General features: G+C 49.1%; 16 protein-coding genes. 12 read left to right on the forward strand and 4 right to left on the reverse strand.

Annotated features, from left to right (window positions below; genetic code table 11):
• The first annotated feature begins 4 nt into the window (after nucleotides 1-4).
• Both ACN4EK_RS11065 and ACN4EK_RS11070 read left to right on the forward strand, forming a co-directional pair.
• Nucleotides 5-874: an aldose epimerase family protein gene (locus ACN4EK_RS11065; protein ID WP_431657926.1), complete on the forward strand. Its 870-nt coding sequence runs from the start codon at nucleotides 5-7 to the stop codon at nucleotides 872-874.
• Nucleotides 875-889: 15 nt separating this feature from the next.
• Complete coding sequence (locus tag ACN4EK_RS11070) at nucleotides 890-1,318, forward strand: DUF1036 domain-containing protein (RefSeq protein ID WP_431657927.1); 429 nt, start codon at nucleotides 890-892, stop codon at nucleotides 1,316-1,318.
• A 22-nt stretch (nucleotides 1,319-1,340) separates the two neighbouring features.
• Here ACN4EK_RS11070 and ACN4EK_RS11075 read toward each other — a convergent pair whose 3' ends face one another.
• A complete protein-coding gene (locus ACN4EK_RS11075) occupies nucleotides 1,341-1,958 on the reverse strand; it encodes a hypothetical protein (protein ID WP_431657928.1) in 618 nt (205 codons plus the stop codon).
• A gap of 796 nt (nucleotides 1,959-2,754) precedes the next feature.
• Between ACN4EK_RS11075 and ACN4EK_RS11080 the strand changes: the two genes are divergently transcribed.
• The gene (locus ACN4EK_RS11080) at nucleotides 2,755-4,572 is read left to right on the forward strand and encodes an ABC transporter ATP-binding protein (protein WP_431657930.1); all 1,818 of its coding nucleotides are present in this window, start codon (nucleotides 2,755-2,757) and stop codon (nucleotides 4,570-4,572) included.
• Nucleotides 4,573-4,638: 66 nt separating this feature from the next.
• Here ACN4EK_RS11080 and psbA read toward each other — a convergent pair whose 3' ends face one another.
• The gene (gene psbA, locus ACN4EK_RS11085) at nucleotides 4,639-5,721 is read right to left on the reverse strand and encodes a photosystem II q(b) protein (RefSeq protein ID WP_431657931.1); all 1,083 of its coding nucleotides are present in this window, start codon (nucleotides 5,719-5,721) and stop codon (nucleotides 4,639-4,641) included.
• A gap of 656 nt (nucleotides 5,722-6,377) precedes the next feature.
• On the opposite strand from psbA, the gene ACN4EK_RS11090 reads away from it, so the two are divergent.
• Nucleotides 6,378-7,484 carry a potassium channel family protein gene (locus ACN4EK_RS11090; RefSeq protein ID WP_431657932.1) on the forward strand — a complete coding sequence of 369 codons (1,107 nt, stop codon included), beginning with the start codon at nucleotides 6,378-6,380 and terminating at the stop codon, nucleotides 7,482-7,484.
• 92 nt (nucleotides 7,485-7,576) lie between these two features.
• A complete protein-coding gene (locus ACN4EK_RS11095; protein WP_431657933.1) occupies nucleotides 7,577-7,813 on the forward strand; it encodes a hypothetical protein in 237 nt (78 codons plus the stop codon).
• A 3-nt stretch (nucleotides 7,814-7,816) separates the two neighbouring features.
• On the opposite strand, the gene crtH is transcribed toward ACN4EK_RS11095, so the two are convergent.
• Complete coding sequence (gene crtH, locus ACN4EK_RS11100) at nucleotides 7,817-9,382, reverse strand: carotenoid isomerase (protein WP_431657934.1); 1,566 nt, start codon at nucleotides 9,380-9,382, stop codon at nucleotides 7,817-7,819.
• A gap of 204 nt (nucleotides 9,383-9,586) precedes the next feature.
• Between crtH and ACN4EK_RS11105 the strand changes: the two genes are divergently transcribed.
• The 5 genes from ACN4EK_RS11105 to ACN4EK_RS11125 all read left to right on the forward strand — a co-directional run bounded on the left by ACN4EK_RS11105 (nucleotide 9,587) and on the right by ACN4EK_RS11125 (nucleotide 12,100).
• Entirely contained in the window at nucleotides 9,587-9,754 is a 168-nt protein-coding gene (locus tag ACN4EK_RS11105) for a hypothetical protein (RefSeq protein ID WP_431657935.1), read from the forward strand.
• Between the two features lie 20 nt (nucleotides 9,755-9,774).
• A complete protein-coding gene (gene upp / locus ACN4EK_RS11110) occupies nucleotides 9,775-10,425 on the forward strand; it encodes a uracil phosphoribosyltransferase (RefSeq protein WP_431657936.1) in 651 nt (216 codons plus the stop codon).
• A gap of 171 nt (nucleotides 10,426-10,596) precedes the next feature.
• Nucleotides 10,597-10,956 (forward strand): hypothetical protein, encoded by a 360-nt coding sequence (locus tag ACN4EK_RS11115; protein ID WP_431657937.1) that lies wholly within the window; start codon nucleotides 10,597-10,599, stop codon nucleotides 10,954-10,956.
• Nucleotides 10,957-11,077: 121 nt separating this feature from the next.
• Complete coding sequence (locus ACN4EK_RS11120) at nucleotides 11,078-11,380, forward strand: YggT family protein (RefSeq protein ID WP_431657938.1); 303 nt, start codon at nucleotides 11,078-11,080, stop codon at nucleotides 11,378-11,380.
• 102 nt (nucleotides 11,381-11,482) lie between these two features.
• Nucleotides 11,483-12,100, forward strand: coding sequence for a molybdenum cofactor guanylyltransferase (locus ACN4EK_RS11125; RefSeq protein ID WP_431657939.1), 618 nt, complete (start codon nucleotides 11,483-11,485; stop codon nucleotides 12,098-12,100).
• On the opposite strand, the gene ACN4EK_RS11130 is transcribed toward ACN4EK_RS11125, so the two are convergent.
• Nucleotides 12,093-12,875 (reverse strand): ABC transporter permease, encoded by a 783-nt coding sequence (locus ACN4EK_RS11130; RefSeq protein ID WP_431657940.1) that lies wholly within the window; start codon nucleotides 12,873-12,875, stop codon nucleotides 12,093-12,095. The two genes, ACN4EK_RS11125 and ACN4EK_RS11130, sit on opposite strands and share 8 nt — an antisense overlap.
• 430 nt (nucleotides 12,876-13,305) lie before the next feature.
• Here ACN4EK_RS11130 and ACN4EK_RS11135 point away from each other — a divergent pair, with 430 nt between their 5' ends.
• Complete coding sequence (locus tag ACN4EK_RS11135; RefSeq protein WP_431657941.1) at nucleotides 13,306-13,641, forward strand: hypothetical protein; 336 nt, start codon at nucleotides 13,306-13,308, stop codon at nucleotides 13,639-13,641.
• Between the two features lie 301 nt (nucleotides 13,642-13,942).
• Nucleotides 13,943-14,476 carry a Dps family protein gene (locus ACN4EK_RS11140; protein WP_431657942.1) on the forward strand — a complete coding sequence of 178 codons (534 nt, stop codon included), beginning with the start codon at nucleotides 13,943-13,945 and terminating at the stop codon, nucleotides 14,474-14,476.
• Nucleotides 14,477-14,613: the final 137 nt, after the last annotated feature.

Raw genomic sequence — 14,613 nt, forward strand, 5'->3', positions numbered from 1 at the left:
CTGTATGGCAACGATCGCAGTTGAACAACGTCAATATCGCACTTATCTCCTGCACAATCAGGCAGGAGACTCCCGGTTGGAAGTTGTGCCAGAACGCGGTGGCATCATTACTCGCTGGCAGGTTCAGGGACAGGACTTGCTGTATCTGGATGCTGAACGGTTTACTCACCCCGAGTTAACGGTGCGGGGCGGCATTCCGATCCTGTTTCCCATTTGCGGCAACCTACCCGATAACACGTATACCCACCAGGGACAATCCTATAGCTTGAAGCAACACGGCTTTGCCCGTGACTTACCCTGGAATGTCGTTGATCAAACGACCCACGATCGTCTGAGTTTAACCTTGGAACTGAGTAGCACCCCACAAACTCAGACCGTTTATCCGTTTGATTTTCACCTGGCATTTACCTATATCCTGCACGCCAATACGCTAACGTTGCATCAACGCTATACCAACCAGTCGGATGTATCGATGCCCTTCGCGATCGGCTTTCATCCTTACTTCCAGGTACAGGATAAATCGACATTACAGTTTCAGATTCCGGCTACCGAATTACTCGATCAGCGCACCAAAACAACCCATCCCTATGCCAGCAGATTTGATCTGGAGCAGGATGAGATCGATGTCGCCTTTACAGAACTCTCTAGCCAGGTCGCTAGCGTCACCGATCTTCAGCGATCGCTACGGTTAACCCTCCAGTCCAGTCCAGCGTTTTCCACCTTAGTGTTTTGGACAGTGAAGGGTAAAGATTTCTACTGTCTGGAACCCTGGACAGCACCGCGCAATGCTTTAAACACTGGAGAGCGGTTAATTCATTTACCACCGGGAGCGAGTTTAGAAACTCATGTAACTTGCACAGTTGATTTTATCTAAGGGTGCGGAGGGGTTATGGGCAAGTTCTATATGCTATTAGGCGGGGCAGCTCTGGCGATCGCTTGGATTGGTAATCTTGCCTTCACCCCCCCCGGAAAAGGGTCGTTAGGCTTTTGTAACCGCAGCAATCGCGGCACCGTTCACATCACTCTAGCGTATCCCGGAGAACAGAATCGCTGGCAGACTCAGGGTTGGTTGACATTAAACAATGGGGAGTGCGGGACATTACTGGAAGGCGATTTATCGAACCGCTATTACTACTATTACGCGGAAACCGATGGTCAGTATGCCTGGAGAGGCGTTCATAAATTTTGTGTTTCCAGCGAGAAGTTTACCTTCATCAATGCCGACAAACAATGTGAAGGGGCAAAATCCCGCTGGGAGAACTTTTTTGAGTTAGACACTGGCAAAAATGCCGAGAATTTTGTCCTCAATCTGGAATAGGAGACTATCCGCGCGATCGCTCTTACTTCGTCAACCGCCGACGCAGCCGTAACCCTAATCCCACTAGACCAAGTGAGACTAATCCCCCTGCCAACTCTGAAGGTTCTGGCACTGCGGCACAGGAAGCATCACCGTCACAGGGTTTGGGATCGGGAGGTGGGTCAGGTGGCTGGAACCAATAGGTGACAAAACCCACCAAATTTCCATTGAAATAGGCTTCCGGCGCAGAACCGTTATTACCAATCATAAATTCTGTGCCCAGCAAGAAAAAGCCTGGATTCGATCGGGGTGGCAGCACCAAAAAGCTTAATCCATAGAGCTGACCATCTCGAAAATAAACTCCTGGAAAGGTAGGAAATTCTAACTCATCCTCAGCCGTGTAGGTTTTGTTTAAAAAGGTGAACAGGAGGGATAAATTACCGTAAGACGGCGTAATAATTTCATCGCCAATTCCAGTTAACACAGAGTCGTCATAGCGGAACTGACCATCGTATTGACCGACATATTCGCCGAGGGTGACATTCACCTCGAAGTTATAGGTAATTGTGGCAGCTTGAACAGGATTGGCATCCATGACTGGATTGAGCAAAACCGCTCCTGTAATAACTCCAATTAGGGTTTTAAGTGCAGCGTTAACCATGACCTCCTCGTGGTCGGTGCTGAATGAACTGAAACAAATAAGCCGGGGCAAGCTGTAAATGTTCGCGGCAGCAGATAACCCTTTCATTTACAACACAGATATCCTGAGTATTTCAGGAAGAAGGTAAGAGGTTGTTTAAATCGTCAAATTAGTGACCCGAACTTTCTCCCTTTAGCCCGCCAATCCCGAAGGAAAGCAGACTCAAACTTCTCCAACATTGTGAGAAATTTAAGGGGCGAGTACGGTGGCGTTGACACTTTAAAAACATCCTCTGAGACAGTTATCAAAGGTAATTCACCATTCAGCGGTAGGAAAAACCGATTAAGGCAGAGATTTCGTTTACATTTTGGTCAGTCAGGAGAGCAGCCAATAGACGCAGTAGCAGGTGTATGTAGACCACAGATAGAGGTTCACCTGTTCTAAAGTTTTTTTCCTATGTGAAGGCTATCGAATTTTTCAGTAGATGCCTAGGGCAATCAAAGCGTCTTTACTAAGACTGCATAAATCTAGACACAACCACAGCAACCCATTAAGCCAGGACGTAACCAGGCTAGAAAATGTTTCATAACGCAACCATTCTATTTTATCCAATTAGATAATTTTCAACAGCCCTAGATCAATCCCGGCAATCAGCTACAACATCATCTGAAGCCTCCCTTGCCGATCCCCAACCGGGTCGTCAATCAACCAGGAAATTTGGCATCGCATGGTGTATTTGTAATACAATGCTACTTTTGTAGCACAATAAATTCTACAGCTACTCCACCTGTCATCACCCCTATTTCAGGGAGGGATCATGGCGAAATTTCAGGATGTTGTTCGTTATTACCGCAACTATTGGCTGATTTCGGTATTCAGCATTGCCATGATGAGTCTGTTCGAGATCATCGATTTATTTAGCCCCTACGCGATCGGGCAAATTCTCAACCTGTTATCGCAACAACCGATCGATGCGCCGATGCAGACTGTAATTAATCATTTGACCCAGGCGATCGGGCAATCCCCCAGCCAAACCCTATCCCTCGGCATTTTACTGGGCTTGATTGGTCTAGCCTCCGTGGGTCGGGCACCCTTGCAACCCTGGCTAGGTCCCTGGTTTAACTGGGATACCGCCTTTCGGGCGCGACGGGATCATGCCAGAAAAGCCCTAGAAAAAGTCTTGACCTTACCACTGGAATTCTATGACGAGAATAATCCTGGACGGATTGCCGCCCGCGTTGCCAAAGGGCTATCTAACCATACCTGGACCTATCCCGAAGTCACCGGGCAATTAATCCCTAAACTGTTTCGGGTTGTGGGAATTTTTGTGGTGATCTGGTTAATTGAATGGCGGATTGCTCTGCTGTTTTCGATCTCCTTCATGTTGATTTTGGGCTATAGCCTGTTGGGGTTAAAACAACTGGCAGCCCAGGAGGAGCGCTTAGACAAATATATGGAGGATACGGAAAGTCGCACCTCGGAGATCATCACCAATATCAAAACAGTAAAAGCGTTTGCGACGGAATCCCAGGAGTTAGTGCGCCATCAGCAACGGCTCGATCGCGAGTTCAAAGTGCTGGACTACCGGATTCATTTAGGGTACGTCAAGCTTGGTATGTGGGAGCGAACGATCGTCCAAAGCTGTGTGTTTATTGTGCTGGCATGGACGTTATGGGAAACCAGCCAGGGCAATATTTCCCTGGGACATTTTATTACCACCTTAACGGTTTCCAGCATGGCATACGCTGAAGTGGATCCCATCTGCCAACTCGCTGAGGTGTTTGCCCGCCGCTATGCCGCGATGATGCGGTTCCATGAGTTCATGCAACTTCCCCCCGGACAGGATGCCGGCAATCTGGTGCTTGATCCCACCAGCGCTCCCCACTATCAGTTCACGGGTAAAGTCGAGTTTGCCCACATCACCTTCGGCTACCAGAGCGATCGCCCCGTGTTGCAAGACATCAATCTCTTGATTGAACCGTACCAAACCGTAGCCCTCGTCGGGCGATCGGGGTCAGGGAAATCCACCTTAGTCAAACTGCTATTCCGTTACTTTGATCCCCATCAAGGCGGTGTCCTGGTGGATGGGCAGGACGTTCGGCGGTTAGACATTACCGCTTACCGGAAACGGCTGGCGATCGTGCATCAAGAGGTGGATATTTTCAATGGCACCCTGCTATCCAACCTGACCTACGGCAATCCCCAGGCAACCTTAGCGCAAGTGCGGGAAGCCTGTCGCATTGCTCAGGCAGATGAGTTCATTCAGCAAATGCCTCACGGGTACGCCACGATCGTTGGGGAACGAGGAGTGCGACTCTCCGGCGGTCAACGGCAGCGGATTGGTATTGCCAGGGCACTCATTACCGAACCGGATGTACTGGTATTTGACGAAGCCACCTCCAGCCTGGACTACGAATCGGAACGGGCCATTCAACTAGCCATGCGATCGATTCTGGGCACTCGCACGTTGATTATCATCGCCCACCGCTTAAGCACCGTCCGGGAGGCTGACAAAATTGTGGTGTTAGAGAACGGTCGGATTGTAGAAGTTGGCAACCATGAGCAACTCCTGCATCATGGCGGCATCTACCACCGCTTACATTCCCTCCAAGAAACCGGAGAGTTGTTAGTCTAAACCCAATTCTATCCATGAAAAAAGCGTCCCCCAAGGAGGACGCTTTTTCGCTACAAGGTTAAGAGATTAACCGTTGATTGCCGGAGCGGTCAGAGCCACTGGAGTAGCTTCACCAGCCGCCAAGTCGAGCGGGAAGTTGTGAGCGTTACGCTCGTGCATCACTTCCATCCCCAGGTTAGAGCGGTTTAACACGTCTGCCCAGGTGTTGACAACCCGACCTTGAGAATCCAACACGGACTGGTTGAAGTTGAACCCGTTCAGGTTGAACGCCATGGTGCTGATGCCCAGTGCCGTGAACCAGATCCCAACCACCGGCCATGCACCCAAGAAGAAGTGCAAGGAACGGCTGTTGTTGAACGACGCGTATTGGAAGATCAACCGACCAAAGTAACCGTGAGCCGCCACGATGTTGTAGGTTTCTTCTTCTTGTCCGAACTTGTAACCATAGTTCTGAGATTCGGTTTCGGTGGTTTCCCGCACCAGCGAGGAGGTCACCAACGAACCGTGCATGGCGGAGAACAAGCTACCACCGAACACGCCAGCCACACCCAGCATGTGGAAGGGGTGCATCAGAATGTTGTGCTCCGCTTGGAACACGAACATGAAGTTGAAGGTACCGGAAATACCCAGAGGCATCCCGTCAGAGAAGGACCCTTGACCGATCGGGTAGATCAGGAACACGGCGGTTGCAGCAGCCACAGGAGCGCTGTAAGCGACGCAGATCCAGGGACGCATGCCGAGGCGGTAGGAGAGTTCCCATTCCCGACCCATGTAAGCGAACACGCCAATCAGGAAGTGCAGGACAATCAGTTGGTAAGGACCACCGTTGTACAGCCACTCATCCAGAGAAGCGGCTTCCCAGATCGGGTAGAAGTGTAGACCGATCGCGTTGCTGGAAGGGACAACCGCACCAGAGATGATGTTGTTGCCATAGATCAGCGAACCAGCGACGGGCTCACGGATGCCATCAATGTCTACGGGGGGAGCCGCGATGAAGGCGATGATGAAGCAGATGGTGGCGGTTAGCAAGCAAGGAATCATTAGAACGCCAAACCAACCGACATAAATCCGGTTGTTGGTGCTGGTGATCCACTCGCAAAACCGATCCCATGCATTGCCGCTTTCGCGTCTTTGAATGGTTGTGGTCATGGTTGTGATAATTGCTGAATAACGACGATATGACTCCAAAGAGTCGGTATGAATGTTCGGTAAGTTTTACCTGACCTCAGAATATCGAAATCTATTTTCATTTTTCTAGGAAATCGCGTTAATTTTTATCAAGCAAATCAACATTTTTATTTACAAGAAAATCTAACTTTAGAGCCAGGAAGTTACGGCTATATATAGCTTTCAACAGTCACCTGACCAGGCAAGGCAAGTTACAAAACAATAATTTTGTTTATATTTATTCATTTCTTAAACTTGGACAACGTTGTTTCAAGCGTTCAGGTTAATTCTACAGTTACTTTGGTTACTGGCTTCCAGGCAGTTGAGCGATTGTTCTTGAGCTATAACAAAAAGTAAAATTATGTGTTTAAAATCAGATGTAATGCAATATTTCTTTACCATCCTAGTTTGACTCACGAATCTATGTAATTACCCTGAATTAAGGGGCTGAAGGGGTAGCTAATCACCTGAGTAGTTAACTAAAGCCTATTGAATTGCAGCACATCTCCTCATCCCTGAGGAGATTAATTTCCTAAGTTTGGAGCCATCTAGTAACGTTGCTTCCATGAAGAATTAGCCAGGTTATTCTATTGACAATCACGTTAGCGATCATCCGTATCATTTGAGCTAAAACCTCTGTGAATAAAGGCATTCTTGCTAATTCCCAAGCCAGGGTAGAACAGCATTATTACCAAACCCAACAACAGTTACTGTGGGGAATTGTTGCCCTAATTGGGGTGCTATTTCTTGGCACCAGTTGGTATCACTTGGTAGAAGGCTGGCGGTGGTTAGACGCGGCTTATATGACCGTTATTACCCTGGCAACCGTCGGGTTTATGGAAATCCATCCCCTGGGCGATCGTGGACGCTTGTTCACCATCTTTTTAATCCTGTTAGGAGTCGTTGCCATTGGCTATATCGTCAACCGATTTACCGATGCCTTAATTCAGGGTTACTTTCAAGAAGGCTTACGCTTACAACAGCAGCGACGACGTATGGATGCTTTATCAAACCATTACATTCTGTGTGGCTTTGGTCGCATGGGTCAGCAAATTGCTGCCGAATTTCGCTTAGAACGTGTACCCTTTGTCGTCGTGGATGCCAATTCAGAGCCGATCCAACTGGCTGAACAATTGGGGTATCCAGCCCTACAAGCCGACGCAACTTTGGATGAAACCCTCCTCAAGCTAGGAATTGAGCGAGCTGAATGCCTGGTAGCTGCATTACCGTCAGATGCCGAAAATCTCTATACCGTTATTTCCGCCAAAGCCTTGAATGCCAATGTGCGAGCGATCGCCCGCGCCAGCACTGAAGAGGCATTAAAAAAACTCGATCGGGCAGGAGCCGATGCCGTGGTTTCTCCTTACATTACCGGGGGTAAACGGATGGCCGCCGCCGCCCTCAGACCCCAAGTGATGGATTTTGTCGATGGAATTCTAACAGGGAGCGATCGCACATTTTATATGGAAGAGTTTCAGTTATCTGCCTCTACCTATATTGGTCAGACGCTGCGAGATGCTCGGTTGCGATCGCAGTCTGGGGCCTTAGTGCTAGCCATGCGCCGCACCGATGGCACATTAATCGTCGGGCCAACGGCTGATACCCTACTACAACCCAACGATCACTTAATTTGTCTTGGTACGGATGAGCAATTGCGGCGATTAAATCAAATTCTTTCCCCCGTACATCGCCATTCACCTCGCCCCCCAGGCATCCATAACTGCTCAAGTAGTTCAGTAAATTGAGCCGAGGAGCAGCCATCTGGCTACCGAGTGATTCAAATCACCAAGTAAGTGAGATCGACGTTCCAAGCTAACTAAGAACTATCGGATATAACTTGGGTGGGAGTTCTCGATCGCGGTGGTTAATTATGGGACATAAAGGACATCTGCCTCGACCGGAAATTAAACAGATGGTCGAGAAAATCACGACCTCTGGCAGAATTAGTCGGGCCGATCAGCAGCAATTTATGTCAGCCCTACTCTCTCAAACCATGATCGGTTCAGCAGAACAGGAACTAATCAACCGCGTATTTGATTTATTACGGGCAGGACGACTCCGGGTGGTGGATTAAGCTCTAAAAACCCAAATCCACCGCCACGCGATGGGCACAGGCAAACCCCGAAAACGCGACAGCATTCAGCCCTTGCCCCGGAAACGTACTATCTCCCACACAATACAGCCCCGGAATCGCAGTGCGGTTAAACGGCATACCTAATAAGCCCGCTAATTTACGCCTGGGAATCGGGCCGTAGGTACCATCCTCCCGTCCCAGAAACCGCCGATGGGTACGGGGAGTTCCCACCTCTTGATAGTCCAAATATTGACTTAAGTTGGGGAAAATTTTCTCCAATCGCTCGATCAGGCGTTCGGCTGCTGCTTCCTTCTGATGCTGGTACTCGATCGCTGAGAGATTCTGCCAATTGGCAATCCAGCTTGGGGTAAACGTATGAATGATGTGGTGATCCGGTGGAGCGAGGGTTGGATCAAGCAGGGTAGGGATCGACACGAAAATCGTGCCCTGTTCCGTCTCCATCTGACTCCAGCCTTCCAGCAGAATGTGATGACATTCCGTTCCCGGTGGTAGGGCGGCGGCTTGCACCCCTAGATGTAAACTCAGGAAGCTGGGTGATTTCTGATAACGGTGCTGCCAGCGTTGCTCCGATCGCGGCTTTTGTTCACTGGGCAGTAACTTCTCAAACGTATCCCAGCGAGTAGCATTCGAGACAATCCGCTTAGCATAATAGGTTTCCCCTGTAGCCAGTTGCACTCCGATCGCCCGCCCCTGGTCTTGCAGAATTTGGGTGACTCTGGCTTTGTAGCGGATCTGTCCACCGTGGGCTTCCAGTCCTTCGACTAACTTTTGGGCAATCTGCCCCACTCCGCCTTTGGGATAATTGATGCCCCCATAATGGCGATCGCTAAATACCATGCCAGCGTTAATCATCGGTGTACGATCGGCGGGAACCACCGACCAGCAATAGCATTCCATATCAATAAACTGAAGCAGGGCTGGATCACTGATGTAACGGCGGGCAATATCACCCGCATTCTGGGGCAGATATTTGACTAAGCCCAGGCAAGCCAGGGGATGCTGGAAAAACACGCGCATTAAATAGCGAGGTTCTTCTAGTGAGAGCAGTTCCATCGCATTCAGACAGTTAAACACCTGCCAGCACTCGTCATAGAACCGCCGAATGCCATCTCGTTCGTGGGGAAAATGGACGGTTAGTTCTTGCAAGAATTTCTCATAATCCCGATGAACTTTTAGGTCTAATCCGTTCGGGAGATGATAGTGGATCTGTACCGGATCAGGCATGGTTTCTAAAGTCATACCAACAGCATCGAGGGCTCGGGTGAGGAGATTGGTCGTCCCCCGATCGCCAAAGCCAAAGATCATAGAGGCACCGACATCAAACCGATACCCTTGCCGCTCAAAATATCCCGCACTCCCGCCAGGAATTAGGTAGCGTTCTAACACTAAAACCCTGGCTCCTTTTGCTGCCAGTTGGGTAGCTGTCACCAAACCACCAATCCCCGAGCCAATCACAATCACATCAAACACCGAATCCTGAGGTAATTCGGCTGTTGCTGAGGAACTGGAATCGCTGACTGGAGAAGAGGGTTGAGAAGAAATCGCCATGAATACTACCACAGGACAAATACGCCACTGTTTTAGTGTATCGAGAAGTGGGCACTGCCAAGGTAGGGCTAAATAGGGAAAAGGGGATCAGTCTGCGATCGCTGACCAATCCCACCTGCCGATCCTTCAGAGAGGAGAACACTGAAAATTACTATACGCTTATTGCAATATAATGTCAAATCTATTGAAACTAATTCTCAATAGATGAGTCGTGATCCGGATCTATTGGGGCAGGCGATCGCTCCGGTTGTGCCAAACGCCCTCACGTTCTCACCAGCCGGGATAGACTACCGACCTGTATCAAGGCGGATTTTTCGAGAGTTCTTCAGAAAGACCCAAGAAGAGTATGATGGGTCAAGCTTAGTCCTGTAGAGCATTTCATCGATCACGTTATGGCGGCTCAATTGCGTGTTTACGTTCCACCTCATCCATTAATCCAGCATTGGCTAGGGGTTGCCCGCGATGCCTCAACTCCCTCCATCCTGTTTCGCAGTGCCATGACCGAGTTGGGACGGTGGTTAACCTATGAGGCAATCCGCGACTGGTTGCCATTGCAAAACACCACGATCGATACGCCTCTGGCGACCTGTCCAGCCACCTTTATTGATCCGCAAGTCCCGGTGGCGATCGTGCCGATTCTCCGGGCGGGATTGGCATTGCTGGATGGTGCCCATGCTCTGCTGCCCTTGGCCTCGATTTATCATGTCGGCTTTGTCCGGGATGAGGAAACCCTGGAAGCCAGTTGTTACTTAAACAAATTACCTGAACAATTTGCGCCGCAAACCCGGATTTTAATTAGTGAGCCGATGTTAGCCACTGGCGGCACGATCGTTGCCATGATGGAAGAATTAACCCGGCGAGGTGCTGATCCAGCCTTAATCCGGATTATTTCAGTTGTCACCTCTCCCCCGGCTCTGCAAAAACTGAGTGCCGTTTACCCTACACTCAACATCTACGCTGCCGCGATCGATGAAGTGGTTAACGCCCAAGGCTTTATTGTGCCAGGACTCGGTGACGCGGGCGATCGTACCTTTGGCACGTAATCTGCACCAGGCATCTCCAGTCGTCGGTATGGTCAGGTTCAGCGCTAGCAGTTAAGCTGAAGACATACTGGAATCGGAGGCATCAGCCAATTGATTTGCAGTTCAGGTAGGCTGTTAACAGAAAGGCGAACAGGTTAATCATTCATCACATCCCCACAGTGTTAGGCAGGCATGAGTCAGCAGGATAATTTTGCAGGTGGATTCTTTTTAGGTGCGATCGTCGGCGGTATCGTTGGCGGAGTGTTGGGAGCCGTCCTAGCGACCCGGCAACTGGCTGACCCGGAGGTGGATGACGAAACCGGGAATAGTTCCCCTGCCCTAGAAGGTAAGCCGAATCGGAAAAAGCGTCTACCCCGCTCAGCCAATGGACAGGTGGACAACATTGAAGCGGCGCGGCGCAGTTTAGAAGATAAGATTGCCCAACTGAATGATGCGATCGATGATGTGCGGCAACAGTTAGGAGGAGTTCACAATCCTCAACCCAGCGATATTGCGCCGCCAATCTCGAAGGAACGGCAAGAGCCCCGCTAACACCGACGCGACAAAATGTTACGTTGGCAAATAAATTGACATTGCCGCAAGCCTGCCACTATCCGTTAGACTAAATCCAAGGATTTTGTCATTGTCGCTATTACAGAGAGCAAGCCAACCTATGGAACTTACCTATCTTGTTCTGCAAACAGTTAGTACCTTTATTGGGATCTATATTGCCTTACTAATTGTGCGGATTCTGCTCAGTTGGTTTCCTAATGTCAACTGGTATAACGCGCCCTTCTCAATCTTGAGCCAGTTAACGGATCCGTATTTAAACATTTTCCGTAGTATTATTCCTCCCCTGGGCGGGATCGATTTTTCTGCGATTCTGGCAATTCTCCTTCTTCAGGTGATTCAAGCCACGGTGCTGCCCAGTGTGGCTCGTTTAGTCGTTGGACTGCAAGCTGGCTTCTGGGCTTAGATTGCCATTGGCTTGCGTCTTCATAGATAGCAGGATAGTGAACCTCATGGTTGAGTCCATTAAAACCGTGGGGTTTCTTATTGGCATGAGAACAACGGCTGTATGAGTTTGAAGCAGTCTCTTAGCGCGATCGTCTTAGCGGGTGGTCAAAGCACTCGGATGGGACAGGATAAGGCACTGATGTTGGTGCATGGCACCCCGTTGTTACACCGTGTCTGCCAGGTCGCCTTGCAATGTACGCCTCGGGTCTATGTTGTTACGCGATCGATCGAGCGCTATGCTGCGATCGTGCCACCTACCTGCCAATTGATCCAAGAAAATTTTCCTCCTGCCGCCCCACCCCAGGGCCCATTAGTCGGTTTTGCTCAAGGCTTAACTCATGTTCAGACTACTTGGGTGCTACTACTCGCCTGCGATCTACCCAACTTAGATGCCCGAATGCTCCGGAGTTGGGCAGAGGAATGCGATCGGGCTCAAACCGCCGTCGCCCTGCTGCCCCGCCATCAGGATGCCATTACCTGGGAATCGCTCTGTGGCTTTTATCGAACTGATTGTTTACCTCACCTGCAAACTGCCATTGCTGAGGGCGAACGATCGTTTCAACGGTGGCTGCGATCGCAGGTAGTCCAGGAATTGCCAGTCCCAGATCCCGCAATACTGTTGAACTGTAATACTCCAATAGATTTATTACAGGTCAGGACACAAACGGGAATTAGCTAGAGGCACTGGTATAAAAGCGCAGCGCAAAGCGCCAAAATCCGGCAGAGGCAAGCAGAAGCACGATCGCTAACACTCCCGCGCCCAACACCCAAACCAGTTCACCTCGACCCAAGAGAACTTCCGTCGGCACTGTTGTCAGGAATGCCACAGGCACAATGAACGTAAAGAAGAAGCGATAGGCAGATGGGTAGGCTGCCATCGGAAACCGTCCGGCTTCCAGCAGTCCCCGCAGGACTTCAGTCACATTGTAAATTTTCACAAACCAGATGCTCATGGCTCCCAGCACGAACCAGAGGCTATAGAGAATCAGAAAACCAAAGCCGATCGGAATCACACTAAACACATAATCCCGCAGTTGTAACCCTAACTGGCTCCCGGCATAGGCAATCAACACGACCCCAAACAACAGATCCGGGACTCCCCAGGGGGAGAGGGTATGGGCAGATAACCAAAACTGGGAACTGACAGGCTTAAGCAGCACAAAGTCCAGCGTCCCTTGCTGAATATGGCGAACAATTCGATTCAGGTTCGGGGCTAGAAAGGTGGCTGAAAACCCCTGAAGCAAGGTAAACACCCCCACAACAACCAGCGCTTGCTGCCAGCTCCAGCCTTGAAAGGTATAGCCAGTGCGATAGAACAAAAATAGCCCGAACAAACTGCCAGCTAACCCTCCCAGGCTACTTAATGCGGCTAACAGGAAGTTAATTCGATATTCCAATTCAGCCGCGATCGCGGTTGACCAAAATAAGCGCAGGATACGCAGGTATCGACCCATTTCAATATTCTTGTGACTGTGTTCAGCTTAACAAGTTCTGGCTGAAAAAGGCGACGGGGATTGACTTTACACGATCGCTTTATGATTGTGGTCTTACTTCAGGAAGATCACAACTTCTGTCTGTTGGTTGATTCCGTTCTTAATCGCTTCAGATTAAAAAGTATCTTGGGTAGCTTAATCAGGAAATCACCTTGAAGCTCAAGGTCTTACATAAGAACTCCTGAACTCCAATTAGGGCGCATAGTAGTTTTCTACTATACAACGGCTGTCTTTTTCATCGCTCAACGATACCTAGTCAGGCTGAAAATAGGACAAACACGATCGTCATTAGTTTTGGTTTAGACAGCAGGTAGTCCTTTGGTTTACAGGTAAGCTAACGCTCCTATCAATTTCGTTTTTTGTAATTTTGACATTTTGGAGGTCAATTATTATGTCTCGTGTATTTCGGTTTTTAGCCGCTACCGTTCTGTGCGCTGTTATGTTTTTTGCTAATTTAGCTCCCGCATTAGCACTACCCGCCAATACCGCCAGTAAGAGTGCGCCTGAAAAGGGTGAAGCTCAACTGGAACAAATTTTGGATGATTCTGAAAATGCTTTACAGAACGGAGTTCCTGGATTAAAGGCAACTCAGGGCAAAGCTCAAGAAGGGATCAATGAAGTTCAGGGAGCCGCCGATCGGGACAAAATGAAGCGCCCTGAAAACGCTGAAGCCACTTCTGTCATCGATCGCGTTGAGAACGCCTTAGAGAAAGTGGTCGATCGCTAATTTGAGCTAAGACATTAGTCAAGCCCCTTACCAGGATCGTTATAGAGGCATTTAACCAATGCCTCTTTTTTACGGCTTAAAGCTATTAGCAACTAATAGATAAGCTCCTTGATGTCATGCTTTTTTTAAGCCTTAAATCAGCAATCATCCTAGAGCTAATCTAATCGGTTAACCCATTATCTTCATTGAATCTCATCTCAAGAAAGATCTCTGTACCAACATCTCTCCCTCCGATGATTGATGTCTGTTATCAATAAATTTGTTGTACTAGTAAGCGACGTTGAAAAGCAAGTATTGGGCAATGGACAGAATTAATATTGGATTGACAGAAGAACAGCGTCAGGGTGTGATTGAACTCCTGAACCAGGACGTTGCAGATGCCTATTTACTGTTAGTAAAAACTAAAAAATTTCATTGGGATGTGATCGGACCCCAGTTTAGAACCCTGCATCAATTATGGGAAGAGCATTACGAGGCATTAACGCAAAATATTGATGCTTGTGCTGAGCGGGTACGGATGTTGGGTGGCTACCCGATCGGTACTTTAGCTGGTTTCCTTAACTCAGCAACCTTGAAAGAAACTCCCGATACGATCCCTAACGCAACTGATATGGTGGCTCAATTGGTCAACGATCATGAGCAAATCATTCGTAACCTGCGGGAACAGATCGATCGCTGTAGCGATGAGTTCCATGATGAGGGGACAGCCGACTTTCTGACTGGCTTAATGGAAGAACATGAGGAGATGGCTTGGATGTTACGCTCCTTCATCGAAGGTCAGTCTGTGGAGCCTAATGGAGTGAAGCCCACCACTAAGACCGCCGTGGGGGTATAGAAATTGGCGATACCGGTTACCGCATGAAGTTTGGTCAACTATCAAGTAGATGACTTGATACCTGGAGGGACAATGTGAGGGGACGTTCTGAGTAACGTCCTCTTTTTTTCGATCCATGAGTAGCCACCGATCGCGTT

The organism is Pantanalinema rosaneae CENA516, assembly GCF_050753385.1.
In the GTDB taxonomy this organism is placed as follows: Bacteria; Cyanobacteriota; Cyanobacteriia; order Leptolyngbyales; family Leptolyngbyaceae; genus Pantanalinema; species Pantanalinema rosaneae.

Coding starts and splice junctions, on each gene's coding strand:
- ACN4EK_RS11070 (WP_431657927.1), top strand. CDS start 890: ATGGGCAAGTTCTATATGCTATTAGGCGGGGCAGCTCTGGCGATCGCT.
- ACN4EK_RS11065 (WP_431657926.1), top strand. CDS start 5: ATGGCAACGATCGCAGTTGAACAACGTCAATATCGCACTTATCTCCTG.
- ACN4EK_RS11115 (WP_431657937.1), top strand. CDS start 10,597: ATGAGTCAGCAGGATAATTTTGCAGGTGGATTCTTTTTAGGTGCGATC.
- ACN4EK_RS11125 (WP_431657939.1), top strand. CDS start 11,483: ATGAGTTTGAAGCAGTCTCTTAGCGCGATCGTCTTAGCGGGTGGTCAA.
- crtH (WP_431657934.1), bottom strand. CDS start 9,382: ATGGCGATTTCTTCTCAACCCTCTTCTCCAGTCAGCGATTCCAGTTCC.
- upp (WP_431657936.1), top strand. CDS start 9,775: ATGGCGGCTCAATTGCGTGTTTACGTTCCACCTCATCCATTAATCCAG.
- ACN4EK_RS11080 (WP_431657930.1), top strand. CDS start 2,755: ATGGCGAAATTTCAGGATGTTGTTCGTTATTACCGCAACTATTGGCTG.
- ACN4EK_RS11140 (WP_431657942.1), top strand. CDS start 13,943: ATGGACAGAATTAATATTGGATTGACAGAAGAACAGCGTCAGGGTGTG.
- ACN4EK_RS11075 (WP_431657928.1), bottom strand. CDS start 1,958: ATGGTTAACGCTGCACTTAAAACCCTAATTGGAGTTATTACAGGAGCG.
- ACN4EK_RS11130 (WP_431657940.1), bottom strand. CDS start 12,875: ATGGGTCGATACCTGCGTATCCTGCGCTTATTTTGGTCAACCGCGATC.
- psbA (WP_431657931.1), bottom strand. CDS start 5,721: ATGACCACAACCATTCAAAGACGCGAAAGCGGCAATGCATGGGATCGG.
- ACN4EK_RS11105 (WP_431657935.1), top strand. CDS start 9,587: ATGAGTCGTGATCCGGATCTATTGGGGCAGGCGATCGCTCCGGTTGTG.
- ACN4EK_RS11120 (WP_431657938.1), top strand. CDS start 11,078: ATGGAACTTACCTATCTTGTTCTGCAAACAGTTAGTACCTTTATTGGG.
- ACN4EK_RS11135 (WP_431657941.1), top strand. CDS start 13,306: ATGTCTCGTGTATTTCGGTTTTTAGCCGCTACCGTTCTGTGCGCTGTT.